General features: G+C 62.2%; 26 protein-coding genes and 1 tRNA gene. 13 read left to right on the top strand and 14 right to left on the bottom strand.

Features of this window, described 5'->3' with window-relative positions; translation table 11 throughout:
* Window positions 1–9 precede the first annotated feature (9 nt).
* From D3F03_RS08830 to D3F03_RS08820, 3 genes are read right to left on the bottom strand one after another with little or no spacing between them, the layout of a single operon-like run.
* Window positions 10–1,737, bottom strand: a complete 1,728-nt coding sequence (locus D3F03_RS08830) for an ATP-binding protein (RefSeq protein ID WP_119109004.1) — start codon at window positions 1,735–1,737, stop codon at window positions 10–12.
* Window positions 1,727–1,951, bottom strand: coding sequence for a PP0621 family protein (locus D3F03_RS08825; protein ID WP_119109003.1), 225 nt, complete (start codon window positions 1,949–1,951; stop codon window positions 1,727–1,729). The genes D3F03_RS08830 and D3F03_RS08825 overlap by 11 nt, the downstream gene beginning before the upstream one ends.
* Window positions 1,948–2,745: a cytochrome C assembly family protein gene (locus D3F03_RS08820; protein ID WP_119109002.1), complete on the bottom strand. Its 798-nt coding sequence runs from the start codon at window positions 2,743–2,745 to the stop codon at window positions 1,948–1,950. Before D3F03_RS08820 ends, D3F03_RS08825 begins: the two co-directional genes overlap by 4 nt.
* A 79-nt stretch (window positions 2,746–2,824) precedes the next feature.
* Here D3F03_RS08820 and ffh point away from each other — a divergent pair, with 79 nt between their 5' ends.
* Window positions 2,825–4,204, top strand: a complete 1,380-nt coding sequence (gene ffh, locus D3F03_RS08815; RefSeq protein WP_119109001.1) for a signal recognition particle protein — start codon at window positions 2,825–2,827, stop codon at window positions 4,202–4,204.
* Window positions 4,205–4,314: 110 nt separating this feature from the next.
* Here ffh and miaB read toward each other — a convergent pair whose 3' ends face one another.
* The 7 genes from miaB to D3F03_RS08780 form a co-directional block, all read right to left on the bottom strand.
* Window positions 4,315–5,649: a tRNA (N6-isopentenyl adenosine(37)-C2)-methylthiotransferase MiaB gene (miaB, locus tag D3F03_RS08810; RefSeq protein ID WP_119109000.1), complete on the bottom strand. Its 1,335-nt coding sequence runs from the start codon at window positions 5,647–5,649 to the stop codon at window positions 4,315–4,317.
* Window positions 5,650–5,721: 72 nt separating this feature from the next.
* Window positions 5,722–6,147 (bottom strand): hypothetical protein, encoded by a 426-nt coding sequence (locus D3F03_RS08805; RefSeq protein WP_119108999.1) that lies wholly within the window; start codon window positions 6,145–6,147, stop codon window positions 5,722–5,724.
* Window positions 6,148–6,255: 108 nt separating this feature from the next.
* Window positions 6,256–6,332: transfer RNA gene (locus tag D3F03_RS08800), tRNA-Met, on the bottom strand.
* A 54-nt stretch (window positions 6,333–6,386) separates the two neighbouring features.
* The gene (locus D3F03_RS08795; RefSeq protein ID WP_119108998.1) at window positions 6,387–7,166 is read right to left on the bottom strand and encodes an enoyl-CoA hydratase; all 780 of its coding nucleotides are present in this window, start codon (window positions 7,164–7,166) and stop codon (window positions 6,387–6,389) included.
* A gap of 52 nt (window positions 7,167–7,218) precedes the next feature.
* The gene (locus D3F03_RS08790) at window positions 7,219–9,000 is read right to left on the bottom strand and encodes a M61 family metallopeptidase (RefSeq protein WP_119108997.1); all 1,782 of its coding nucleotides are present in this window, start codon (window positions 8,998–9,000) and stop codon (window positions 7,219–7,221) included.
* 50 nt (window positions 9,001–9,050) lie between these two features.
* On the bottom strand, window positions 9,051–9,770 hold the full coding sequence (locus tag D3F03_RS08785) for a DsbC family protein (RefSeq protein WP_119108996.1): 720 nt from the start codon (window positions 9,768–9,770) through the stop codon (window positions 9,051–9,053).
* Entirely contained in the window at window positions 9,767–10,942 is a 1,176-nt protein-coding gene (locus tag D3F03_RS08780; RefSeq protein WP_119108995.1) for an FAD-dependent monooxygenase, read from the bottom strand. Before D3F03_RS08780 ends, D3F03_RS08785 begins: the two co-directional genes overlap by 4 nt.
* A 161-nt stretch (window positions 10,943–11,103) precedes the next feature.
* Between D3F03_RS08780 and ychF the strand changes: the two genes are divergently transcribed.
* Complete coding sequence (ychF, locus tag D3F03_RS08775; protein ID WP_119108994.1) at window positions 11,104–12,198, top strand: redox-regulated ATPase YchF; 1,095 nt, start codon at window positions 11,104–11,106, stop codon at window positions 12,196–12,198.
* A 229-nt stretch (window positions 12,199–12,427) separates the two neighbouring features.
* The gene (locus D3F03_RS08770; RefSeq protein WP_245960556.1) at window positions 12,428–13,702 is read left to right on the top strand and encodes a GGDEF domain-containing protein; all 1,275 of its coding nucleotides are present in this window, start codon (window positions 12,428–12,430) and stop codon (window positions 13,700–13,702) included.
* Window positions 13,703–13,779: 77 nt separating this feature from the next.
* Here the strand turns inward: D3F03_RS08770 and D3F03_RS08765 are convergent, their stop codons facing one another.
* Window positions 13,780–14,253, bottom strand: a complete 474-nt coding sequence (locus D3F03_RS08765; RefSeq protein WP_119108992.1) for a YqaA family protein — start codon at window positions 14,251–14,253, stop codon at window positions 13,780–13,782.
* 378 nt (window positions 14,254–14,631) lie between these two features.
* Between D3F03_RS08765 and D3F03_RS17160 the strand changes: the two genes are divergently transcribed.
* The 4 genes from D3F03_RS17160 to purH all read left to right on the top strand — a co-directional run bounded on the left by D3F03_RS17160 (window position 14,632) and on the right by purH (window position 17,947).
* Window positions 14,632–14,877 carry a hypothetical protein gene (locus D3F03_RS17160; protein WP_147414717.1) on the top strand — a complete coding sequence of 82 codons (246 nt, stop codon included), beginning with the start codon at window positions 14,632–14,634 and terminating at the stop codon, window positions 14,875–14,877.
* A gap of 110 nt (window positions 14,878–14,987) precedes the next feature.
* Window positions 14,988–16,034: a tRNA dihydrouridine synthase DusB gene (gene dusB, locus D3F03_RS08755; RefSeq protein WP_119109471.1), complete on the top strand. Its 1,047-nt coding sequence runs from the start codon at window positions 14,988–14,990 to the stop codon at window positions 16,032–16,034.
* Complete coding sequence (locus D3F03_RS08750; RefSeq protein ID WP_119108990.1) at window positions 16,031–16,264, top strand: Fis family transcriptional regulator; 234 nt, start codon at window positions 16,031–16,033, stop codon at window positions 16,262–16,264. The genes dusB and D3F03_RS08750 overlap by 4 nt, the downstream gene beginning before the upstream one ends.
* 81 nt (window positions 16,265–16,345) lie before the next feature.
* Complete coding sequence (purH, locus tag D3F03_RS08745; RefSeq protein ID WP_119108989.1) at window positions 16,346–17,947, top strand: bifunctional phosphoribosylaminoimidazolecarboxamide formyltransferase/IMP cyclohydrolase; 1,602 nt, start codon at window positions 16,346–16,348, stop codon at window positions 17,945–17,947.
* A 66-nt stretch (window positions 17,948–18,013) separates the two neighbouring features.
* Here purH and D3F03_RS08740 read toward each other — a convergent pair whose 3' ends face one another.
* The 3 genes from D3F03_RS08740 to thiD all read right to left on the bottom strand — a co-directional run bounded on the left by D3F03_RS08740 (window position 18,014) and on the right by thiD (window position 21,181).
* Entirely contained in the window at window positions 18,014–18,877 is an 864-nt protein-coding gene (locus D3F03_RS08740; protein ID WP_119108988.1) for an acyltransferase, read from the bottom strand.
* Window positions 18,878–18,957: 80 nt separating this feature from the next.
* Window positions 18,958–20,262, bottom strand: a complete 1,305-nt coding sequence (gene hemL, locus D3F03_RS08735) for a glutamate-1-semialdehyde 2,1-aminomutase (RefSeq protein WP_119108987.1) — start codon at window positions 20,260–20,262, stop codon at window positions 18,958–18,960.
* Entirely contained in the window at window positions 20,246–21,181 is a 936-nt protein-coding gene (thiD, locus tag D3F03_RS08730) for a bifunctional hydroxymethylpyrimidine kinase/phosphomethylpyrimidine kinase (RefSeq protein WP_119108986.1), read from the bottom strand. Before thiD ends, hemL begins: the two co-directional genes overlap by 17 nt.
* Between thiD and D3F03_RS17280 the strand changes: the two genes are divergently transcribed.
* The 6 genes from D3F03_RS17280 to D3F03_RS08705 are packed head-to-tail and all read left to right on the top strand — an operon-like array spanning window position 21,099 to window position 25,081.
* On the top strand, window positions 21,099–21,272 hold the full coding sequence (locus tag D3F03_RS17280) for a hypothetical protein (protein WP_199665451.1): 174 nt from the start codon (window positions 21,099–21,101) through the stop codon (window positions 21,270–21,272). The two genes, thiD and D3F03_RS17280, sit on opposite strands and share 83 nt — an antisense overlap.
* Window positions 21,273–21,296: 24 nt before the next feature.
* Window positions 21,297–21,449, top strand: a complete 153-nt coding sequence (locus D3F03_RS08725; RefSeq protein WP_119108985.1) for a rubredoxin — start codon at window positions 21,297–21,299, stop codon at window positions 21,447–21,449.
* Window positions 21,450–21,500: 51 nt separating this feature from the next.
* Window positions 21,501–21,899: a response regulator gene (locus D3F03_RS08720; protein WP_119108984.1), complete on the top strand. Its 399-nt coding sequence runs from the start codon at window positions 21,501–21,503 to the stop codon at window positions 21,897–21,899.
* Entirely contained in the window at window positions 21,899–22,264 is a 366-nt protein-coding gene (locus D3F03_RS08715) for a response regulator (protein ID WP_119108983.1), read from the top strand. Before D3F03_RS08720 ends, D3F03_RS08715 begins: the two co-directional genes overlap by 1 nt.
* Window positions 22,265–22,279: 15 nt before the next feature.
* Complete coding sequence (locus tag D3F03_RS08710) at window positions 22,280–22,807, top strand: chemotaxis protein CheW (protein ID WP_119108982.1); 528 nt, start codon at window positions 22,280–22,282, stop codon at window positions 22,805–22,807.
* A 21-nt stretch (window positions 22,808–22,828) separates the two neighbouring features.
* Window positions 22,829–25,081 carry a methyl-accepting chemotaxis protein gene (locus tag D3F03_RS08705; RefSeq protein ID WP_119108981.1) on the top strand — a complete coding sequence of 751 codons (2,253 nt, stop codon included), beginning with the start codon at window positions 22,829–22,831 and terminating at the stop codon, window positions 25,079–25,081.
* Window positions 25,082–25,104 lie beyond the last annotated feature (23 nt).

Here is a 25,104-nt window from a genome sequence, read left to right as displayed (position 1 = left end):
GTCAGAGGGTCAGACCACGATGGTGTCAAACAGGGAGGCGTCGGGCGAGGCCACCAGGCCAGTGCCACGGAACCTTACGGTAAACGCATTCCCGCTGCGATCGCCGGTCTGTGTCTGCCGGTGCGCGCGCTGGTAGCCGATGCTGGCGCCATGGCGCTCGCACAGGCCGCGGCAGATGTAGAGACCCAGGCCACTGGAGCGGCTCTCGGAGGAGAAGAAGGGCTCGAACAGATGGCGCTCGACCGACTGGTCCAAGGGCGCGCCATCGCTCCACACTTGTACGCTGGCCTGGCCCGGGGAATCCATGCGCGTCTGCAATTGCAGCGACTCGCTGTCGCCGGAGCGGTAGCGCAAGGCATTGTCGAGCAGGTTCACCAGCACGCGGCGCAGGTGTTCGGCATCGAATTCGACATGCATGCCAGGCGCGCCCAGTGCCAGCGTTCCCTGGCGTGTCGGCGCGGCGTGCGCCTGCCACTCGCGCCAGATGTGCGCCACGTTGTCGTCGAGCGCTACCGTGGCCGCAGCGGCGTGGTCGATCTGGTGCTGCACGCGGGCAATATCGAGAATTTCCTCGGCGATGTGGGCCAGACGGTCGGCGTTCTGGCCGATCATCTGCGCCAGACGCTTGTGTGTCGGGTCGTGCAGGTCTTCGTCCAGCAGGGCGTTTGCCTGGACGATTGCCGCCAGCGGGTTGCGGATTTCGTGCGCCACGGCGGCCGACATGCGGCCCATGGCGGCGAGCTTTTCGGTCCGCAGGCGTGCTTCGAGCTCGCGCAAATCGTGCAGGAACATGACGCACAGGCGCTGCTCGGAAGCGTCCGGGGCCGCGGAGTCGGGCGCTGTCAGCCAGGTGCGCACGTGCAATCCAATAGGGCTCTGGTCTTCGCTGATCAGATTGACTTCGGCGACTTGGGGGGCATTCTGGCGAAAACTGCGCCGCGCCAGGGCGGCAAGGGCTTGCCAGGGCGGGCGCGCAAGCAGCGAGAACGGCGCGCTCAGCGTGGATTCGGCGCCGAGCAGCCGCACTCCCGCCGGATTGGCATTGCGCACCACAAAGTCTTCGCCCAGCACCAGCACGCCCTCGCTGAGGTTCTGAATCACAAGCGCGCTGACCTGCTGCTGCACCATGGCCGTGGCTCGGCTGGTTTGGGCAATGTGCTGCTCGCGCACCAGGCGCAGCGCGAGCTGCTGCACCAGGAAGGCCACGATAAAGTAGCCCGTGCCCGTCAACGCCGCTTGCAGCGAGCGCTGCGCCATCTCTGCGCCGTTGTGGTCACCTCCCCACCAGGCCCAGGCGAGCAGCAAGATCGTGACGGCTGCGGTGGTCCCCAGCGCGAGGGTGAGTGTGCCCAGCACCGAGGCCATGAGGATGGGCAGTCCAAAGAGCGGGGTGAAGCTCATGCTGCCGGTGTGCAGGAGTTGCAGCGCTGACACCACCGCCAAATCCACACCGATCGAAGGCAGCCATTGCACGCCAGCCTGCGGAGAGGGCGCCGCCCTGCCTGCGAACAGGCGCAGGGCCAGGGTGCCAGCCAAGTACAGCACGCAGACGCCGATGATCCACGGTTCTGCGGCCTGGTTCAGCATCTGGCCCATGAGCTGCAGCAGCAGCAGCGCCAGGGCTACGACGACGCGGCCAGTCAGAAAGCCTTGCCACAGACGCAAAAAGGCGGGGTCCTGTCCGCGCAATAGCCGCTGCCGCGCCAGCGAGGTGGCAAAGAACCCCTCAGTGGCCATCTTGCTTTTGGTGCTCGGCACAGCAGTAGCTTCGCCCGTCGCTGAGCCAGGCGTCGCTGCGGGGCACATGGACGCCACAGCGCGCACAGGCCAGCATCTCTTGGGGAGCAGGAAGTTGCGCCGATTGCCGGGGTGCTTTTCTGGACTCGACGCGCTTGCCGCGCCACACCATGTAGGCCACGCCGAGCACCAGCAGCAGAACGAGAAATTTCATACTACGCGCCCGAACACGACTTCCAGTACAAAGCGCGAACCGACGTAGGCGAGCAGCAGCAGCACTGCGCCCGCATACAACACCCGGACCGCACTGCGCCCGCGCCAGCCAAAGCGCCTGCGCCCGAGCAGCAAGGCGGCAAAAGTGAACCAGGACAGCAGCGAAAAAACCGCCTTGTGGTCCCAGCGCCATGCGCGCCCGTAGAGGGCCTCGCTGAACAGAACGCCAGCGACCAGGGTGGCGCTCAGCAGCACGAACCCGGCTGTGACGAAGCGGAACGTGAGGCGTTCAAGCGTCAGCAAAGGCAGGCCGCTGTGGGGGTCTTCGGCCAGGCGAAGCCGCTTTTCGGCACGGGTCATCAGTGCCGCATGGACCACCGCAGCAGCGAACAGCCCGTAGGCTGCGATGCCGAGCGCCAGATGCAGTGGCAGCCAGCCCGAGGCGCTGATGTGCAGCGGCTGGCCTGGAAATGCCAGAGCCAACAGCACGGCCAGCGCCCCCAGCGCTGCCAAAGCCCAGCGTGCACGCAACTGGGGGAATAGTTGCCGCTCTACGGCGTACACCGTCAGCACCAGCCAGGCGGTGACGGACAGCGCGGGGGCAAAACCAAAGCGAGGCGAGGGCTGCAGCATGCCCAGCCCAAGCAGGGCGCCATGCAGTGCCCAAGCCAACCAAAGCGCCGCTTTCGCGGCCGGTTCGGGCAGGCGCGAGGCAAACGCCGCCGGTATGGCATAGGCAATTGCAGCGGTAGCCCCCAGCAGCAAGGCGACGGGAGAGGCGCTGGTTAAAATCATCCCGGCAGTTTACCTTTCGCCCGGGCACCAGCCTGCGGCCCACACCGCCCGCCCAAGCGCACTCACCCGGAATTTTTTTATGGCCTCCGCCCTCACCGACAAACTCACGCGCCTGGTCAAAGAGATGCGTGGCCAGGCCCGCATCACGGAATCGAACGTGCAGGACATGCTGCGCGAAGTGCGCATGGCGCTGCTGGAGGCCGACGTGGCCCTGCCCGTGGTGCGCGACTTCATCGCCCGTGTGAAGGACAAGGCCCTGGGTCAGGAAGTGATGGGCTCGCTCAAGCCCGGGCAAGCGCTGGTGGGTATCGTCCACCGCGAACTGGTCGCCACCATGGGCGAAGGCGTGGCCGACATCAATCTCAACGCACAGCCGCCGGCCGTCATCCTGATGGCGGGCTTGCAGGGCGCGGGCAAGACCACGACAACGGCAAAACTGGCCAAGCACCTGATCGAGAAGCGCAAGAAGAAGGTGCTGACGGTCTCTGGCGACGTGTACCGCCCGGCCGCCATCGAACAGCTCAAGACTGTTACGGCCCAGGCCGGCGCCGAGTGGTTTCCGAGTACGCCTGACCAGAAGCCACTGGATATCGCCCTCGCTGCGCTTGATTACGCCAAAAAGCACTACTTCGATGTGTTGTTGGTCGACACCGCAGGCCGCCTGGCGATTGACGAGTTGCTGATGCAGGAAATCAAGGACCTGCATGCCGCCATCAAGCCGGTCGAAACGCTGTTTGTGGTGGACGCCATGCAGGGCCAGGACGCCATCAACACGGCCAAGGCCTTCAAGGAGGCGTTGCCGCTCACCGGCATCATCCTCACCAAGCTCGACGGTGATTCGCGCGGCGGCGCGGCGCTGTCGGTGCGCCAGATCACGGGTGCGCCCATCAAGTTCGCCGGCGTGTCGGAAAAGCTCGACGGTCTGGAGGTGTTTGACGCCGAGCGCCACGCCGGCCGCATCCTGGGCATGGGCGACATCGTCGCCCTGGTCGAGCAGGTGTCGGCCGGTGTGGACATGGAAGCCGCGCAGAAGCTCGCTGCGAAGGTGAAAAGCGGCGACGGTTTTGACCTCAACGACTTCCTCGGTCAGCTCCAGCAGATGAAGCAGATGGGCGGCTTGTCGAGCCTGATGGACAAACTGCCTGCGCAGCTGAGCGCCAAGGCCGGCGCGGTGGACATGGACCGGGCCGAGAAAGACATCAAACGCAAGGAGGGCATCATCCAGAGCATGACGCCCAAGGAGCGCCGCAGGCCCGAACTTATCAAGGCCACCCGCAAGAAGCGCATTGCCAACGGCGCCGGCGTGCAGGTTCAGGAAGTCAACCGCCTGCTCAAGGAGTTCGAGCAGATGCAGGGCATGATGAAGAAGATGAAGGGCGGCGGCCTGATGAAGATGATGAAGAAGATGGGCGGCATGAAAGGCATGGGCGGCGGTGGCATGCCCAAGATGCCCTTTTAAATTTTAGGTGTTTTAGGCCTCTAGCGCTTATTGGGTAAGCGCTAGCAGCTATAAATATAGAAGCATAGCTGCACTTGGCCTGTTGGCGCTTCAGAGGCGCTTCCGGCGCTTTATGCTGCCTCGCGGACCAGCACTTCGCCGCGCAAGGTGTAGGCCTTGGCTTCGGTAATGGCCACATCCACCATCTGCCCCACCAGCCTTGGCTGGCCGGCGAAGTTCACCACGCGGTTGCACTCGGTGCGGCCCATGAGTTCGCCGGCGTCGCGTTTGGAGGCGCCTTCCACCAGAATGCGCTGCACCGTTCCGACGCGTTGCTCGCTAATCGTTTTGATGTTGGCGTTGATGACGGCCTGCAACTGGTGCAGGCGGCGCAGCTTCACGTCGCCCGGCGTTTCATCGTGCAGGTTGGCTGCGGGCGTGCCCGGGCGCGGGCTGAAGACGAAGCTGAAGGAGTTGTCGAAGCCGATGTCGTCGATCAGCTTCATCATCTTGGCGAAATCGTCTTCGGTCTCGCCGGGGAAGCCAACGATGAAGTCGCTGCTCATCGCCAGATCGGGCCGGATGGCGCGCAGCTTCTTCACCGTGCTCTTGTATTCCATAGCGGTGTAGCCGCGCTTCATGGCCATCAGGATGCGGTCTGAGCCGTGCTGCACGGGCAGGTGCAGGTGGTTGGCCAATTTTGGAATGCGCGCGTAGGCCTCGATCAGCCGCGGGGTGAATTCGTTGGGGTGGCTGGTGGTGAAGCGCAGGCGCTCGATGCCGGGAATGTCGGCCACGTATTCCAGCAGCAGGGCGAAATCGGCAATCTCGGCCGTGTTCCCCATGGGCCCGCGGTAGGCATTGACGTTCTGGCCCAGCAGGGTGATTTCCTTCACCCCCTGGTCGGCCAGGCCGGCGACTTCCACCAGCACGTCGTCGAACGGGCGGCTGACTTCTTCGCCGCGCGTGTACGGCACCACGCAGTAGCTGCAGTACTTGCTGCAGCCTTCCATGATGGAGACGAAGGCCGATGCGCCCTCCACCCGCGCGGGCGGCAGGTGGTCGAATTTTTCAATTTCGGGGAAGCTGATGTCCACCTGCGGGCGGGCCTGCACGCGGCGCTGCTCCAGGAGCTGCGGCAGGCGGTGCAAGGTTTGTGGCCCGAAAACGATGTCGACATAGGGCGCGCGCTTGATGATCTCGGCGCCTTCCTGGCTGGCGACGCAGCCACCCACGCCAATCTGCACACCGCGCTCCTTGAGGTGGCGCACCCGGCCGAGGTCGGAAAACACCTTCTCCTGCGCCTTTTCACGCACCGAACAGGTGTTGAACAGAATCAAGTCGGCTTCTTCGACGTCCTGCGTGGGCTCGTAGCCTTCCGCGGCGTGCATGACGTCCAGCATCTTGGCCGAGTCGTACTCGTTCATCTGGCAGCCAAAGGTTTTGATAAAGACTTTTTTGCTCATGGAAATGTCTCGCAGGGCTGTGCCCAAGCAGGTGCGCGCCGGCGCTGCCGCCTGCCCGAAGCGGCCAAGGTTTCAACGCGGGGTGGTGTCGCTCTCGAAGCGGAAGTTGCGCTGCACGCCGCCGCCGGCGCGCGGCAGGGCGATCTCGGCTGCGGTCAGAATCCAGGCGGTATGCAGCATGCCGGTGCTGGTCTCCATCCGGTAGTTCACCGTGTACTGCTTGCCGATGACGGAATGCAGCATGACGAGCGAGTTCTGCGGGCTGAATAAGCGCATGCCGGGGGCCATGCGCACCGGGTTGCCGTCGATTTGCGCGTCCACCGTCGAGAGCACGGTCAGGGTGCCGCGCCGGGCCTGCTCGGGGAAGGTGCGTACACCGCCGAGTTCGCCATTGGTCTGTGCGAGAGCGGGGGATGCCGCAAAGGGCACAAGAGCGCACAGCGCCAGGAGCGTGGCGCGAAGGGCGCGGCGGGAGAGCAAGGGTGGGCAGCGGGTCATGGTTCTATCCAGCGGCTGAAAAGGCAATTCTAGGCCGCCGCCTGCGCGCCGCGAGCGACCTTGGAAAGCAAAAACCCCTTGCAGGCAGCCTGCAAGGGGTAAAAAAAGTGGTGGTGATAGGTGGACTTGAACCACCGACATCAGCATTATGAATGCTGCGCTCTAACCAACTGAGCTATATCACCGCGACCAAAATTATAGAACAGATTTCAGCGGGTAGGCGCCGGATCCGTGCGAAATCAGCGGTGTGTGAAAACGGCCTTGCGCTTGTTCAGGAACGCATCCATGCCCTCCTTCTGGTCCTCGGTCGCAAACAGGGCGTGGAACAGGCGGCGCTCGAACATCACGCCGTCCGACAAACCGCTCTCGAATGCCCGGTTGACCGATTCCTTGGCCGCCATCACGGCAACGCGCGAGAAGTCGCTAATGGTCAGCGCAGCGCCCAAGGCTTCGTCCTGCAGCTTGCCCAGCGGCACCACGCGGCTGACCAGTCCGGCGCGCTCGGCCTCCTCGGCATCCATCATGCGGCCAGTGAGGGCCATGTCCATGGCCTTGGCTTTGCCGACTGCGCGCGGCAGGCGCTGTGTGCCGCCAGCGCCAGGGATCACGCCCAACTTGATTTCTGGCTGGCCGAATTTGGCGTTGTCGGCAGCGATGATGAAGTCGCACATCATGGCCAGCTCGCAGCCGCCGCCCAGCGCAAAGCCGCTCACCGCAGCGATGACGGGTTTGCGGATGGAGCGGATGGTTTCCCAGTTGCGGCTGATGAAGTCACCTTTGTACACATCGGCAAAGCTGTACTTGGCCATGGCGCTGATGTCTGCACCAGCGGCAAAGGCTTTTTCACTGCCCGTGACGATGATGCAGCCGATGCGCTCGTCGGCGTCGAAGGCCTGCAAGGCGGCGCCGAGCTCGTTCATGAGTTGATCGTTCAGCGCGTTGAGTTGCTTGGGGCGGTTGAGCGTGATGATGCCGACTTTCTCGGCTTCGGTGCGCACTTCGATCATTGCGTAGGACACGGTGTTCTCCAGGTAATTGCCAAATGCAAACTATATAGAAGGCTGCGCGCCGTCAGTCGCCTGAGAGCCAATGCGCTGCCAATGCCGTATCGCTTAGTTGCAACAAGACGGTATCTGCCGGGGCGGTGCCGTCCTGCGGGATCTGTAGGGGCAGGCGCAGCAGGCGCCGGTCGCGCGCTACCAGGGCGACCACCTCGCGCGTGCCTTGCGGCGCATAGAGGGCCAGGTCGTCAAGTCGCTGCAGGCGCCAGGCGCCGGCGGCGGTTTCAATGCCCAGCCACTCATCGCCCGCTGCCATGCCGGCGCGCTCGGCCAGCCCGCCGCGCAGGACCGATTTGATGCGCAGCTCTTCGCCTGTGGCGATGCGCATGCCCAGGCGCTGCGCCCACTGCGGGGTATCGGCTTGCAGGCGAACGCCATGCGCGGCCAGCAGTTCGGCGAGCGGCAGTTCCTCGGTGGAATGCACCCAGGCAGCGATTTCAGCCGCGTAGCTGCGCCCCCCCAGGTCTTCCAGTGCGGTGAGAAGATCGGCTTCCCGCATCGGTCCTGCCTTGCAGCGTGTCCACAGTGCGCGCATGACCGCGTCAAGCGTGCTGTGGCCTTCCCGGCGCAGGGTCAGATCCAGACACAAGGCGACCAAGGCGCCCTTGGTGTAGTAGCTGACGGTGGCGTTGGGGGTGTTTTCGTCCTGGCGGTAGTACTTGACCCAGGCGTCGAAGCTGGCCTGCGCCAGGCTCTGGATCAGACGCCCCGGCGTCTGCAGTACCTGGTTGATGGTCTTGGTGAGACGCTTGAGATAGGCCGCATGCTCCAGAACCCCCGCGCGCACCAGCAGGAGGTCGTCGTAGTAGCTGGTAAAGCCTTCGAAGAACCACAGCAGCTGTGTGTAGTTCTCCTGCGCATAGTCGTAGCGCTCGAACTCTGCTGGACGCAGGCGTTTCACGTTCCAGGTGTGGAAATACTCATGGCTGATGAGCCCGAGCAGCGTGGTGTAGCCTTCGCCCGGCTTCCAGGCACCGCCAGCGCCATCGCTGCGCCGCGGAAGGTCACGCCGGCCGGCAATCAGGGCCGTGCTATTGCGATGCTCCAGGCCCCCGTAGCCGTCGTCCACCGCATTGAGAAGAAAGAGATAGTGCTCGATCGGCGGCGGCTCCGTGCCATGCCAGAACGCCATGCAGGTGGTACAGATTTTTTCAGCGTCGGCAAGCAGCCGCTGGCCGTCAAAGGAAGGCGCAGCGCCGCTGACCGCGAACCGGTGCGGGGTGCTGCCAACGGTGAAGTGGCCCCTCCAGACGTTCCCTAATTCCACAGGACAGTCCACGAGGGTGTCGTAGTCAGGCGCCAGGTAGGACCCAAAGCCGGCACCGTCGATGTGTTCTGCTGGCAAAGCCGTGGCCACCTGCCAGTCCAAGGCATAGGACGTAGCTTCAATGGTCAGTCCATGCGCCAAATGCGCGTGGCCAAGGGCATGCAAAAACAGACTGGTGCCGTTAAAGAAACCACGCGACGCATCCAGCCAGCTGCTGCGCACCGACTGGTCGGCGGCATAGACCTCGTACTGGACTTCAAGTGCTGCATTCGCTTGGCAGTCGGCGCGCCAGGTCGCCTTGTCCAACTGCGTCAGCGCCACGGGCTGGTCGTTTTGCCCAGCACGCAGGTTTTGCAGGTGTTTGGCAAACTCGCGCACCAGATAACTGCCCGGAATCCACGTTGGCAACTGCAGCGTTTGCTGGGCCTGCGGATTTTCGACCCGCATGGTGATGCGGTAGAGGTGGGCATGCGGATCGTGTAAAACGACCCGGAATTGCACGGCTGGGGCCCCGGCGCTCTGCATTGCTGAAGACGTGAGGGCTGGGCTGGACGGTGCCTGGTCGCCGTGCTGCCTCATTTGCCCGCTTGTTCCGCCTGTGCCAGGCGTTTTTCGACTTCCGCATCATTGACGGCGCCAGGCACGCGGCTGCCGTCCGAGAAGATCAGGGTAGGTGTACCCGTGATTTTGTGTTTCTTGCCAAATGCCAGATTGCGTTGCAGCGCGCCAGTGTCGCAACTCGCCGCAGCCGGCGTGCGCTCACGCAGCATGTGGTCCTGCCATGCTGCGGCGGGGTCTTTGGCGCACCAGATATTGCGCGATTTTTCCGCTGAATCCGGGCTCAGGATGGGATAGAGAAAGGTGTAGATGGTGACGTTCTGCACCTTCTGCAGGTCGCGCTCAAAGCGCTTGCAGTAGCCGCAATTGGGGTCTTCAAACACCGCCAGTTTGCGCGCTCCGCTGCCGTGCACCACCGTGAAGGCGTCGGCCAGCGGCAGGGCGGAGAAGTCCACCGCCGAGAGCTTCGCGATGCGGTCCTCGGTGAGATTGCGGCGCGCCTTGGTATCGATCAACTCGCCCTGAATCAGGAAATTGCCCTTGGCATCCGTGTAGAAAACATCGGTGCCCATGCGTACTTCGTACAAGCCCGGCATGGGCGTGGCGCGCACTTCGTCAAGCTTGTCCAGTTGCGGAATGCGCTCGGCGAGGGTCTTGCGGATGGCGCTTTCCTGCGCGGCTGCGCTGAACGCTGTGGCGAGCGCGGTGCAGGCCAGAAGCCAGGTGAGTTTCTTCATGGGATGGGATATCCTGTAGCGGCTGCAGAGGAAGCAAAAAGGTCTGGGTGCATGGCCTGGTTCGCGGCCCAACTCTTGAGCGGGCCGCTGTGATCAAAGCCCTGCATGCCCCAATTGCGCAGGGCCTGCAAGGCCGGCTGAGGGTGGGCAAACAGCTGGGCCAGCAGGTCGGTGGTGAGGCGCATGGGCAGCAGCGCGGCCTTGCGCTCGCGTTCGTATTGGCGCAGCACACGCAGATCGGCCACGCTGCGCCAACTGCTGCGCGCATGGAGCAGACGCGCAAGCGCCTGCACGTCGCCCAGGCCGAGGTTCAGGCCTTGTCCAGACAATGGGTGAACCGTGTGGGCGGCGTCGCCCGCCAGCACCCAGGAGGCGCTGGTGCTGCCAGCACTGCCCAACGGGCCGCACCAACGTTCTGCACGTGCCAGTTGCAGTGGCCAGATGCACCGTGGGCCCTGCACTTGCAAGACACCGAGCGCGCCGCCACTGGCTTGCGCCAGTGCACTGGCAAAAGTGGCGTCGCTCTGTTCCGTCAGGCCCTGGGCATGCTCGGGCGTGACGGACCAGACCACGGCGACCTCCTTGCCGTCGGCGCCGCCAAGCGGCAGAAAGGCCAGAATGCCATCGGCCGAAAACCATTGGCGTGCGGTCTGCATGTGCGGCATAGCGCAGTGCACGCGCGCGGCAAGTGCGGTCTGGGGGTAGGGGGAGACGTCGAAATGCACGCCCAGCTCGGAGCGTGTATGGCTGGCCCGACCTTCGCAGACGACCGTCAAAGGTGCCGCCACTGGTTCAGGAACAAGGTCAATATGGGGCTGGTAACGTGCGGCCTCGGCCAGACGCGCTTCGAGCGCAGGCACATCGACGATCCATGCCAGTGCCGGCACATGCTGGTCGGCGGCGTCGAAGCTTACTTCCCCGCCGGCATCGCCTTGCACCTGCATGTGCAACACTGCAGTGGCGTGCTCGGCTTCGGGCCAGCAACGCAGCGATTCGAGCAGCGCGCGGGACGTGGCATTGAGCGCATAGGCGCGAATGTCGCTGCGCTCGCTGCCTGCGGCCTGCGGTGCGCCCACCAAGGCGACGTTCAAGCGCTCGCGGGCCAGCAGCAAGGCAAGTGTGCGGCCGACAATGCCAGCGCCGCGGATACAGAGGTCGTAGTGCTTGGCCATGCCAGGATTGTAGAAGGGTGGCCTAGGAACTGCCCGCTGGCTAGAATGCCGGGCTTGCCCGCGCCTGCCCTTTGAAATTGCGTCTTCGGAGCTGCAGCGCCGCGCCCTCTCTCGCGTCGCGCCGGTTTTTATCGGCCTACGGCGCCTTACAAGGATTTTCCATGAGCCTCCAATGCGGCATCGTGGGCCTGCCCAACGTCGGCAAGTCCACCCTTTTCAACGCCCTGACCAAAGCCGGCATCGCGGCTGAGAACTACCCCTTTTGCACCATCGAACCCAATGTGGGCGTGGTGGAGGTGCCCGATCCGCGCCTGCAGCAACTGGCTGAGATCATCCAGCCCGAGCGCATTGTTCCGGCCATTGTGGAGTTCGTCGATATCGCCGGGCTCGTGGCCGGGGCCAGCCAGGGGGAAGGCCTGGGGAATCAATTTCTCGCCCATATTCGTGAAACCGACGCGATCGTCAATGTCGTGCGCTGTTTTGACGACGAGAACGTGATCCATGTGGCAGGGCGGGTGGATCCAATTTCTGACATTGAAGTGATTCAGACCGAATTGTGCTTGGCCGACCTTGCCACCGTGGACAAGGCGCTCAACCGCTACAGCAAGGCTGCCAAGTCGGGCAACGACAAAGAGGCCGCCAAACTGGTGAGCTTGTTGACCCGTATTCAGGAAGCGCTTAACCAGGGCAAACCAGCCCGGTCCGTGGAGATCTCCAAGGAAGAGCAACCACTGCTCAAGCCGTTTTGTCTCATCACCGCCAAGCCGGCGATGTTCGTCGGCAATGTGAGCGAGGACGGGTTTGAAAACAACCCTTACCTCGATCGACTGAAGGAATATGCCGCTGGCCAGAAGGCACCGGTGGTTGCCATTTGCGCCAAGATCGAAGCTGAAATGGCGGAAATGAGCGATGAAGACCGCGATATGTTTTTAGCGGAAATGGGCCAGTCCGAGCCGGGCCTGGCGCGGCTGATCCGGGGAGCTTTCAAGTTGCTCGGACTGCAAACCTACTTCACGGCGGGCGTCAAGGAAGTGCGTGCCTGGACGATTCACGTCGGAGATACTGCTCCGCAAGCTGCCGGTGTGATTCATGGCGATTTCGAGCGTGGCTTCATTCGTGCGCAAACCATCGCATTTGACGATTTCATCAAGTTCAAAGGGGAGCAAGGCGCTAAAGATGCCGGCAAGATGCGGGCAGAAGGCAAGGAGTACATCGTTAAGGATGGTGATGTGCTGAATTTTCTTTTTAACGTCTGACCCTCCTGGCGGGTTTGGTCAAAAGCTCGGCGTAACAAACCGTAGTTTTTTTGTGAAAATCTGTTATCTTCTTCTCTAGCGTTTGTTTTGCGCAACGCTCACTTCAGTCCTGTCAGTCCCGATTTTTGCTTCGCCCTCTACTTGGTGTGAACCCATGGGGATGTTCCCTTTCTTGTCGTTGTTTTCGGCCCGGGGAAGCGTGGGTTTTGCCCATAGCGAGGGATTCCCCATGTCTGAGGACATGGGGTCAGGGTTTGGTGATTCTTCGGCCAGTGTGGGGAATTTTGGGCGTCGCCAGTCGGATTTCAGCCGCCTGCGCCGTACACGTTCCACGGCCCAGAAATGGCTGGTGGTTTTGCTGTTGCTGGGGGCCTTTGTTGGGGTCGCTGCGGTCTTTTGGGCAATGGGCTACGTGCAGGCGAGCACCCTGCAGGCCCTCTCTGGGCTGGTGGTGGCAGTGCCCTTGGTTTTTTTGCTGCTCTTTCGCAAGCAGTGGAACCTCAAGTTTCGTGAAAAGCGCCTGAAACTGCCCATCGTGGTGTGCGCGCTTGCCAGCATGCTGTGGCTGGTGTACCTCGACCCTGCCATGCAAATGCTGCTGGTGCCGTTCACTTTTGTGACCCTGGCCTACGGGATGTACCGTATTTCGCGCAACGTCGCCTTTTTGCTGGCGCTGAGCGTGGTGGTTGGGTATGCCTTGGTGATGGCCATGCATGCATTTGAGCGGGGCAACCCCGCCTTGCTCAAATTGGAGTTCATGCATTTCCTGGCTTTGGCCGCCGCGCTTCCCGGGTTTGTTTACCTGACGGGCAAGGTGCCGCTGCTGCACCTGGTGCTCAACAAGGCCAGTCGCAAGATTCGAACCATTGAAGCCGACGCCCAGCTTGACCCCTTGCTCTGTTGCTACAACCGCCGCTACATCGTTGCGGCGCTTGAGGAGCAAAAGCAACTGGCCGATGAAACCGGGCAACCGCTGTGCATTGCCATTATTGATCTCGACCATTTCAAGCGCATCAACGACGAAATGGGCCATTTGGGTGGAGACGAGGTGTTGCGCACCTTTTCGCGCGTGGCGCAGCAGAGCGTGCGCGACGAGGACATCTTCGGTCGTTATGGGGGCGAGGAGTTCTTGCTGATTTTCCCTGGCACTTCCTTGTTGCCCGCGCTCAATACTTGCGAGCGTGTGCGCTCGCAAGTCGAGACCCACCCTTGGGGCGCGGCCATGCGCTCCCGTGTGTCGGTTTCCATCGGCGTGACGCAGTATGTGCAAGGAGAATCGGTGCTTGAGTTTTTCTCGCGTGCCGACACGGCGACCTATCTGGCCAAGGAAGGTGGGCGCAATCAGGTGGTGGTGGAAGAGCCGGTGGACAGGCGCGCGGCGCAAAAGCCGGATGCTGACGATGAAGCCCGTGATGGTCTCGGGCAAGACGGCGAAATAGACGACGATTTTTCGCTCGTGGAGGAAGCCGGATTCATTGAAGAACGCCGCTCCGGCGGGCACTGATTTTCTGACATATTTCTGGCGTTTCCGTATGCTGCATAAGCGAATGCAGCTACCAAAAAATTCTATTGCAAACCGGCTCAGAGCCCGGCCGGGATAATCGTCAGCAGTGCGCTGGTGATGATGAGGTAGCGAAAGAATTTGCCGACGGCCATGTAGAAGACGCAGGGCCAGAAAGGCAGTTTCAACCAGCCAGCCACGGCGCACAGCGGGTCGCCGACCACAGGCAGCCAACTGAGCAGACAGGCACGCGCACCAAAGCGCTCCAGCCAGGCCAGTGCATGCACATCGGTACGGCTGCCCTTGGCCCTGTCCACGACCTTGTGGGCGCCCAGCCCCATCCACCAGTTCAGTGCGCCACCCAAGGTATTGCCCACTGTTGCGACCAGCACGGCGGGCCAGAACAGGCCCGGATTGAGCTTGACCAGGCCCAAAACTGCTGGCTCGGACCCGAGCGGCAGCAAGGTAGCGGAGACAAAAGCGATGACGAACACGGTGCTGAGCCCGAACTGGGGCAGGGCGAGCCATTCAAGCAGATGGGTCCACATTTCCATACCGGACAGAGTGTAGGGGCCGTCACCGGCATAGTGGGTGTTGCGAGGCGCTGTCCTACGTCCATGTGCGGTGCCTGCGTAGGTGCGGTCTGGGTTGGGGTTTCTAAGCTGGTGCTTATGCAAAGTGGCCCGTTTCAGGAGGTGCCCATGGCGCGTAGCCACCCCTTCGCTCGACCCCCAATCGCGTGCCTGCTGGCGGCCCTGTGCTGCGTCAGCTGTATAAGCCCACAGGCAGCAACGCGAGCAGACGCTTCACAAGACATCGCGTTGCGGATCGCTGAAGGGTACTGTCACAGTGGGCCAGGAGATGCCAACTGGCGGGCTGCGGAGCAAGAACTGCGCGTCCAAGGCTTGGCGTTGCGCGTGCAGTGCGTCGACATGCGCCCACAAGGCGTGGAACTGGTGGTACGGGACTCCGGGCGCGCCAGCGCAGTGCTGCGAGGCCCTCTGGCGGATGGTGAGCCAGTCGAACTTGGCGCTGGCGCGGGCGCTTCGCCCGATGTGCAATTCAACCGCGCCTGGCTGGACCAGGCGCTGCTGCGCCATCGGGTGGAACTTTCGGCCCCCCACGAAGTACGGGACAGACGGCTGGGACCGCAGTCGATGGATCTGGCTACGCACTGATCCGCCGAGGAGGTCTGAACTGCAGTCCGGCCCACGCGGCGGTGTGTCAGCATGCTGAAAATTTAAGCAGCTACAATCCCGCCTCCTTGTTCGAGCCTGCCGCGCACCCCATGCATATCGGGTCTTTCCTGTTGCCCAATCGTCTTTTTGTCGCGCCTATGGCAGGCGTCACCGACCGGCCTTTTCGCCGGCTGTGCAAGACGCTGGGCGCCGGTTATGCGGTCAGCGAAATGGTGACCTCGCGGCCCGATTTGTGGAACAGTCTGAAGACGTCGCGCCGCGCCGACCATCGCGGAGAGCCGGGGCCTATTGCCGTACAGATTGCGGGTACCGACGCTGCCATGATGGCCGAGGCGGCCGTGCACAACATCGAGCGCGGCGCGCAGATCATCGATATCAACATGGGGTGCCCGGCCAAGAAGGTGTGCAACAAATGGGCCGGTTCGGCCCTGATGCAGGACGAGGCACTGGCGGTGTCGATTGCGCGGGCGGTGGTGCAGGCCTGTGCACCACGCGGCGTGCCTGTCACCCTCAAGATGCGCACCGGCTGGTGTGCGCAGCACAAGAACGCAGTATCTCTTGCGCGCCAGTTCGAGGCAGCGGGCATTGCCATGCTCACCGTCCACGGGCGCACGCGTGAGCAGGGCTACAGTGGCGCCGCCGAGTACGCCACCGTGGCGGCTGTGAAAGCGGCGGTGGGTGTGCCGGTGGTGGCCAACGGCGACATCGACTCGCCCGAGAAGGCGCAAAGCGTGCTCGCCGCCACGGGGGCTGACGCTTTGATGATTGGCCGCGCGGCGCAAGGGCGGCCCTGGATATTCCGCGAGATCCACCATTTCTTGGCTACTGGCGAGCACTTGGCGCCGCCGCTGGTCGCCGAACTTGAGCGCCTGCTGCTTGCCCACCTGGACGAGCATTACAGTCTGTACGGCGCAGAGACGGGCGTGCGCAGTGCGCGCAAGCACATTGCCTGGTACCTGCGCGCGCTGCCGGGCGGCGAAGCCTTCCGCCAGCGCATGAATGCCATAGACGACTGCGCAGGGCAGCGGGCCGCTGTGGCGCAGTACCTGCACGCGTTGGGCGCTACCATGGACCGATTGCCAGCGCCCGTTGTGGCGCAGGACAATGCAATAACAACAGAGGGATGGTTGGCATGAGCCGGCAACATATTGACGAATGCGTGCGCGAGAGCCTGCAGAGCTATTTTCGCGATCTGGATGGCGAAACGCCTGACGGCATGTACGACATGCTGGTGCGTGCGGTGGAAAAGCCGCTGCTCGAAGTGGTGATGAGCCAGGCTGAGAACAACCAGTCGCGCGCCGCCGAGTGGCTGGGCCTGAACCGCAATACCTTGCGCAAGAAGCTGCTCGAACACAAGCTGCTCTAAATACTATTATTTATATAGCTGTAGACGCTTGCCAGATAAGCGCTACAGCCGTTTTTTATTCAAAACTCTGCGGCCCACGCCATGAACGCACTTCTTTCTGTCTCGGACAAGACCGGCATTGTCGACTTTGCCAAAGCCCTGCACGCGCTGGGCATCAAGCTGCTGTCCACCGGCGGCACTGCACAACTGCTGGCTTCGGCCGGCCTGCCGGTGACCGAGGTGGCTGAGGTCACCCAGTTCCCGGAAATGCTCGATGGCCGCGTGAAGACGCTGCATCCCAAGGTGCACGGCGGCCTGCTGGCGCGCCGTGAATTGCCAGCGCACATGGCAGCACTGAAGGAGCATGGCATCGACACCATCGACCTGCTGGTGGTCAACCTCTACCCGTTCGAGGCCACCGTGGCCAAGGCCGGCTGCACGCTGGCGGATGCCATTGAGAACATCGACATCGGTGGCCCCGCCATGGTGCGCAGTGGCGCCAAGAACTGGAAGGATGTGGGGGTGCTGACCGATGCCTCGCAGTACCCCGCAGTACTGGAAGAATTGCAAGCGAGTGGAAAACTCTCCGACCAACTGCGCTTTGCGCTGTCGGTGGCGGCATTCAACCGCGTCGCCCAGTACGACGGCGCTATCAGCGACTATTTGTCTTCCGTCACGTTCGAACCGGAAAAGCTTGCAGACGCCTATGTGCCCAGCCGCACCCTGTTTCCTGGTCAGAGCAATGGCATCTTCACCAAGGTGCAAGATTTGCGCTACGGCGAAAACAGCCACCAGCAGGCAGCGCTGTACCGTGACCTGCACCCCGCACCCGGCTCGCTGGTGACGGGCGTGCAACTGCAGGGCAAAGAGCTGTCCTACAACAACATTGCCGACGCCGATGCCGCCTGGGAATGCGTCAAGAGCTTCGACGCTGCTGCCTGCGTGATCGTCAAGCACGCCAACCCCTGCGGTGTGGCCGTGGGACTGGACGCGCTGGGCACGTACACCAAGGCCTTCCAGACCGATCCCACCAGCGCCTTTGGCGGCATCATTGCTTTCAATCGCGTGGTGGACGGTGCCGCAGCGGCTCAGATCAGCAAGCAGTTTGTTGAGGTGCTGATGGCCCCGGATTTCACGGCGGAAGCGCTGGAAATCTTCAAATCCAAAGTGAATGTGCGGCTGCTCAAAGTGGAGCTTCCGAAGCATGGCGGCACCACCAACTGGGCGCGTGGCCGCAATGCGATGGACGCCAAGCGCATCGGCTCGGGCCTGCTGCTGCAGACGGCCGACAACCATGAGCTCTCGTTGACCGACCTTAAAGTAGTGACCAAGAAACAGCCCACATTGGAGGAAATGGAAGACCTGCTGTTTGCCTGGAAGGTGGCCAAGTACGTCAAGAGCAACGCCATCGTGTTCTGCAAAAACGGCATGACCATGGGCGTCGGTGCTGGCCAGATGAGCCGGCTCGACTCGGCCCGCATCGCCAGCATCAAGGCCCAGCATGCGGGCCTCAGCCTGCAGGGCACCGTGGTGGCGAGCGACGCCTTCTTCCCCTTCCGCGATGGCCTGGACGTGGTGGTGGATGCCGGCGCGAGCTGCATCGTTCAGCCCGGCGGCAGCATGCGCGATCAGGAAGTCATTGATGCCGCCAACGAGCGCGGCGTGGCCATGGTGTTTTCCGGCGTGCGGCACTTCCGCCATTGACCCGGCGTTGCACCAAAAAAAAGCGGCTCAGGCCGCTTTTTTTGTCTGGCTGGTCGACGTGGTCAATCAGCGAGGCTGCCGCTCTGCGAGAAGGCGCGTAATTTCTTCATCCTTCGCCTGCCACAGCTCATTGACCCAGGCTTGTACGGCAGCCCGTGGTGCTGGTTCGCCGGGTGCCGGCAGCACCTGAGCGGGAACATCGCGCAGATGCACGCGCACCACCACGTCGCCCAGGCGCCCGGCCATGGCGTCGGTGAAGGTCGGCAGGCCTTGCGGGTACACGAGGGTCACGTCCAGAAACCCCGTGAACGCGTCGCCCAGGCCCTCAAGGGCCATGCCAATGCCACCCACCTTGGGTTTGAGCAGGTGGCGATAGGGCGACTTCTGCTGGGCGTGCTTGGCGGCGGTAAAGCGGGTGCCTTCCACGAAACTCATGACCGAGGTCGGCACCAGGCGGAACTTGGCGCAGGCCTTGCGCCCGGCTTCCAGGTCGGCACGCGCGCTGGCTCCGCCCTTGCGTTGCATGAAGGGGAAATCAAGGGCCCACCAGGCAAAGCCGATCACGGGGACGTAGAGGAGCTCTTTCTTGGTGAAGAACTTCAGCATGGGAATGCGGCGGTTGAACACGCGTTGCAGCACCACGATGTCCACCCAGCTTTGGTGGTTGCTGGTGACCAGGTACCAGCCACGCGGATCGAGCCCGTCCGCCCCCTCCACGCTCCACCGGCCTCGGTTCACCGCGCCCAGCCAGAACGCATTGATGTCCATCCACAGCGCCGCGATACCCATCAAGGCGCGGTCGCAGCCGCTGCGTACGGCTTCGGTGGGAAACAGCAGCTTGACGAGCGCCACCGGAACCATGGCCAGCACCAGCACCAAGGTATTGACGGCGAGGATCAGCGAGGCAAATAAAAACTTGAGCGCGGACATGGAACGGGAGCAGGTAGCGGGAGATTTATGATGCTTTTGCCTTCTAGCGCTTATGGGTAAAGCGCAAGAAGCTATACAAATTATAGCGTTTTGAAGACTTCTCGCGCAGCAGCCACCGTGGCGGCAATGTCGTCCTGTGTGTGGGCTGCGCTGACGAAGCCGGCTTCGTACAGCGCGGGCGCCAGGTACACGCCGCGTTCGAGCAGCCCATGGAACAGCCTGTTGAACCGCTGGCCGTCGGTGCGCATGACCTCGGCATAGTTCTGCGGCAGCTCTGGCAGCAGGAAGAAGCCGAACATGCCGCCTTCGCTGTCGGCGCAGAACGGCACACCTTCGTCGGCCGCCGCCGCTTCGAGGCCGCTGACCAGGGCGCGCGTACTGCTCGCCAGGGCCTCGTAGAAGCCGGGCTTGCGAATTTCGTGCAGTGTCGCCAGACCACAGGCTGTCGCCACCGGGTTGCCTGAGAGCGTGCCCGCCTGGTACACCGCGCCGAGCGGGGCGAGTTGCTCCATGACCTCGCGCCGTCCGCCAAAAGCGGCCAGAGGCATGCCCCCGCCAATCACCTTGCCCATCACCGTGATGTCGGGCGCGAAACCGGGAATCTGTTGCGCATACACGCTTTGTGCCCCGCCCAGCGCTACGCGAAAGCCCGTCATGACTTCGTCGTACACCAGCAGTGCGCCGTATTCGGTGCACAGCTCGCGGCAACGCCGGGTGAATTCGGTGCTGGCGCGCACGAAGTTCATGTTGCCGGCAATGGGCTCCATCATCAAACAGGCCAGGTCGCGCCCATGCAGGGCGAAGGCTTCTTCCAACTGCACCACGTTGTTGTACTCAAGCACCAGGGTGTGCTGCACCACCTCGGGCGGTACGCCGGCGCTGGTGGCGTTACCGAACGTCGCCAGCCCTGAGCCGGCCTTGACCAGCAGGGCGTCGGCGTGGCCGTGGTAGCAGCCCTCGAATTTGAGGATCTTGCTGCGGCCGGTGGCGCCGCGCGCCAGGCGGATGGCGCTCATGCCGGCTTCGGTGCCGGAGCTCACCAGCCGCACCATGTCCATGGACGGCATGAGCTCCAGAATGGCTTCGGCCAGTTCGACTTCGCGCTCGGTGGGCGCGCCGAACGACAGGCCGTCAACCGCCGCCTTCTGCACGGCCTCCAGAACCGCTGGGTGGCCGTGGCCGAGGATCATCGGCCCCCAGGAACCGATGTAGTCGATGTAGCGCGTGCCGTTGGCATCCCACATGTAGGCGCCTTGGGCGCGCCCGATGAAGCGCGGCGTGCCGCCCACGGCCTTGAAGGCGCGCACGGGCGAGTTGACGCCGCCAGGGATGACGGCGCGGGCGCGCTCGAACAGGGAAAAGTTGCGGTCAGTGTTGTGTGTCATGTGGGGGTAGGCCGAACTCTTGCGCGCTCGGTGTGTCTTCGATTTCAGGGGCTGTATCCTCGTTGTCGTCGGGTTCCGCCCAGAACATGCGGTCAGGCAGGACATGCCCCATGCCGGGGCGAAAACCCGCTTCCAGGCAGCCGTCCAGGTAGCCGAGTGCTTCTGTGAACGCCTCGGAGAGGTCGCAGCCCGTTGCCAGCAGTGCTGCCAGAGCCGCCGAGAGCGTGTCGCCCGCACCGGTAAACGTCGCATCGAACAACTCGACGCGGCCACTGCACAACACGGTCTCGGGTGTTGCCAGCACATTCTCGACAAACTGTTCCGGCAGTGCGATTCCTGTCACCAGGGTGTAGGGCACGCCCAGCTCGGCAGCGGCGGCGGCGATATCCCTTGGCCCTGGACTGGCGTCCCTGTCCCAGTCGGGAAGCAGCCAGCGCCACAAGGTATTGTGGTTTCCTACCAACACTGTTGTCTGGGGCAACAACAGTTCGCGAAAGGCATCCAGGTACTGATCAATGCGGTCGTCCTGCCACCAGGACAGATTGGGCATGTAGGCCACTACGGGAAGGTCAGGGTAGTCGGACGTGAGTTCCGCCAGTGCGCTGATGTTTTCCGGCGTTCCTACAAAGCCAATCTTGATCACTTGAACCGGGAGGTCTTCGAGCACCGCGCGCGCCTGCTCCACAACCGCCTCATCGTCCAGGGCGTAGTGGTCGAAGCACTGGCCCGTGTCGCGGACATAGGCACCGGTCACTATTGCCAGCGGGTGGCCTCCTACGGACGCAATGGTCGTAATATCCGCTGTAAGGCCCGCTGCGCCGCAGGGATCGCTGGCGTTGATTGACATCACGCAAGCCGGCAAGTCCGACGGTGTGGTTATTCCTGTGGCTGTTTCTGGTGAAGAAGGCGTGGTCGTCATGAACCCTATACCGCGCCAGGGGTGGCGCAAAAACGGCAGCCGTGCGGCGCGCCTGGATACAATCGTTGCATTCTATGTGAAGGCACCTTAAGCTGTGGCCGCACCTAAAACTTGGATGTGCCTTATTTGTGGCTGGATTTACGAGGAAACCAAGGGTTGTCCCGAAGATGGGATACCTGCGGGCACACCGTGGGAGCAAGTACCTGAAAGTTGGCTGTGTCCGGAATGCGGAGCGGGCAAACAGGATTTCGAGATGGTGCAGATCTAAAACGCAAGAGATTTCTCTTGCGTTTATTAATTTCCATCGGAGCAGTGACAATTGACTAAAAGCGGCGCCTCTTTCAAAGTGCTCGTGGTGGATGACAGCAATACCATTCGCCGCAGTGCAGAAATATTCTTGAAGCAGGGAGGGCATGAAGTCCTTCTTGCGGACGATGGTTTTGATGCATTGGCAAAAGTTAACGACTACCATCCGCAGGTTATTTTTTGCGATATATTGATGCCTAAGCTTGATGGCTATCAAACAGTCGCAATCATTAAGAGAAACCCCCAATTTACACACACGCCGGTTGTCATGCTATCTTCAAAAGATGGCGTTTTTGATAAGGCTCGTGGAAGAATGGTGGGGTGTCAGGATTATCTGACAAAACCCTTCACAAAAGATCAGTTACTGCAAGCAGTGCAGCAATTTGCAAGTGTTTCCCAAGGAGCGATGTAATGGCTATCCAGAAAGTACTGGTCGTCGATGATTCGAAGACTGAATTGATGTTCCTCACGGACCTATTGCAGAAAAAAGGAATGCAGGTGCGGACTGCAGAAAATGCCGAAGAGGCATTCCGGCGTCTTGCGGAAGAAAAACCTGACCTGATTTTGATGGACGTGGTAATGCCCGGTCAGAATGGATTTCAGTTAACACGTGCCATTAGTCGTGACCCGCAGTATGCAGATGTTCCGATCATTATGTGCACCAGTAAAAATCAGGAAACCGATCGTGTCTGGGGAATGCGCCAGGGGGCGCGTGGCTACATCACCAAGCCTGTAGATCCCGCCGAGTTGCAAGCCAAGATCGACGCTCTCAACTAAGCGCCCGCAAGCTCCATGGCAAATCGTGAAGCCCTCAGGGAACTGCAGATACGTCTGGCCAGCAGGCTCCAGGCGGCGCGCAGTGAAGCCGTGTCTGTGTCTTCCTGGCTGGCCGTGGAGTCCGCCGGGGAGCGCTATTTGCTGCCCTTGGTTCAGTCGGGAGAGATTTTCCCCTGGACATCGGTTCAGCCCGTCCCCTATACCCGCGACTGGTTTTTGGGTGTGGCGAACTTGCGCGGCGGCCTTACAGGGGTGGTTGACTTGGCCCGGTTGATGGGTCACCTCAGCGTGCGCAGTGAGCAGGCACTGGCTGAATCCAGTCTGCTGGCTTTCAATGCGGCGCTGGAAGTCAATGCGGCACTGCTGGTCGATCGACTGGCTGGCTTGCGTGGGACGGAGGCGTTTGTACGATCCGAACCTCCTGCTGGTGATGCGCCAGATTTTTTTGGTACTACATATGTCGAGGCCGGCGGCACCCGCTGGCAGGAGCTCAATTTGCAGGTGCTGTCACAGCACCCGGCATTTTTGAGTATCGGTGCTTGAGTTTCTCTGTAAGGTCGCTCCATGTCTGTCGTTCAAAATTTTGGAAAACTCTTCAATCGCAAGCCGGCGCAGGCCGAAGGCTACGCGCTTTCCGATGAACAGGGCGGTGAGGGATCTGCCCTGCGCGAGCCTTACCTGGGAGATGGGCTCAACAGCGTGCAGGGAGACCCCGGTAGTCCAGAGGTTCCGCCGCTTGTGCCGGCAGCCGACCATATTTCACTGCCTTTGCTGGGGGAGGCCACTGCAGCGGCGCACCAAAGGCGCTTGCTGATTTTGCTGGCCCTTGGTGTGGTGGTGCTGGCATTGATTGCCGGCTGGGTGTTGCGCCAGTCCGACCGGTCTGCGCAGCAACTCGCTGCCACAGGGCAATCCTTGATGCAGTCGCAGCGGCTCGCCAAGTCGGTTTCCCAGGCCTTGGTGGGGAGCCCTCAGGCCTTCCCTGATGTGGTGGAAAGCTCTGGCGTGCTGGCGCGCAACGTGCGTGCCCTGCAAGCCGGCGATGCTGAGCTGGGTGTTCAGGCACTGGGTGCAAATTACCAGTCCGATCTGAAAACCATCCAGCCTTTGATGGAGCGCGCCGAGCGCAATGCTGCCGTCGTGATGGGCCAGCAGAAGATTCTGACGCAGGTGGGTGATGCGCTTCGCACCATCAACCGCCAGTCGTCCGACTTGCTCGAAATTGCGGAAACCGTGTCTTCGCTCAAGCTGCAGCAGAATGCCCCTGCAGCAGAAATTTCCGCAGCTGGTCAATTGGTAATGCTGACGCAACGCATCGGCAAGTCGGCCAATGAGTTTCAGACCACTGAAGGCGTCAGCCCTGAGGCCGTGTTCCTGCTCGGCAAGGACTTGAATTCCTTCAAGGAAATTGCCCAAGGACTGCTCGACGGCAGCCCCGAATTGCGGCTGAGCGCCACGCGCGATCCGCAAACCCGCGACCAGCTCACCTCGCTCATCAAGCTGTACGAAGAAACACGGACGCAAGCCAGCGCCATTCTGGGTAATTTGCAGGGGCTGGTGTCTGCGCGTGAAGCGCAAACCGCCATTATTGGTGACAGCGAACCTCTGCGCCGTCAGCTCGAAGGCTTGCAAAACCGCTTGACCTCACAGACGGGCATTGGCGTCGGTCAGCTCATCGCGCTGGTGCTCGCGGCGCTCTTCGTGATTTTCTGCGGTATCGGTATTTCGCGCGTGCAGCTGCTCGACAGCCGAAGCCGCCAACGCGTTGCAGAAGCCCAGCACCGCGACGCACAGCGTCAGGAGCAGGAGGCCAAGCGCGTCAACGACGCCAACCAGGCCGCCATTTTGCGGCTGATGAACGAGTTGCAATCGGTTGCTGAAGGCGATTTGACACAGGAAGCCACGGTGACCGAAGACATCACGGGCGCTATCGCCGACTCGGTGAACTACACCGTGGAAGAGTTGCGCCAGATCGTCGGCAGCGTGCAGAACACCGCCACGCGGGTGGCGCAAACCACCGCCCTGGTGGACAACACCTCGACCGAACTGCTTGCCGCCTCGACCGAGCAACTGCGCGAAATTCGTGAAACGGGCCGATCGGTGCTCGACATGGCCTCGCGCATCAACGAAGTGTCCACCCAGGCGCAGGAATCCGCCACGGTGGCGCGCCAATCGCTGCAAGCAGCCGATTCAGGCCTGCAGGCGGTGCAAAACGCCATCGGCGGCATGAACTCCATTCGTGACCAGATTCAGGACACGTCCAAGCGCATCAAGCGGCTGGGTGAATCGTCGCAGGAGATTGGCGAAATCACCGAACTGATTTCCGACATTACCGAGCAGACGAACGTGCTGGCCTTGAACGCCGCTATCCAGGCCGCATCCGCTGGGGAAGCCGGTCGCGGTTTCTCGGTGGTGGCCGAAGAGGTGCAGCGCCTGGCTGAGCGCTCCGGTGATGCAACGCGCCAGATTTCTGCGCTCGTGAAGGCGATTCAAACCGATACGCAAGACGCCGTCGCCGCTATGGAGCGTTCTACGCAAGGTGTGGTGGAAGGGGCGCGCCTGTCTGATAGCGCAGGTACCGCTCTTTCGGAAATTGACCGGGTCTCGCGGCGCCTCGCCGAGCTGATCGAACAGATCTCATCCTCTACCTCTCGCGAGGCCAGCTTGGCCAACGAAGTCGCCGACAACATTCAGCATATTTTTGCGGTGACGGAGCAGACGGGAGAAGGCACGCGAACGACCGCACAGCAGGTGCGCGAGCTCTCGACCATGGCCGAAGAGTTGCGCCAGTCCGTCGCGCGTTTCAAGATTGCCTGACTCCGTCTGACCATTGAACAGGC

It is taken from the genome of Simplicispira hankyongi (assembly GCF_003570885.1).
Taxonomy (GTDB): Bacteria; Pseudomonadota; Gammaproteobacteria; order Burkholderiales; family Burkholderiaceae_C; genus Simplicispira; species Simplicispira hankyongi.
Note: the sequence above shows the minus strand (reverse complement) of the source record. Positions and strands in the feature narration are given on the sequence as shown.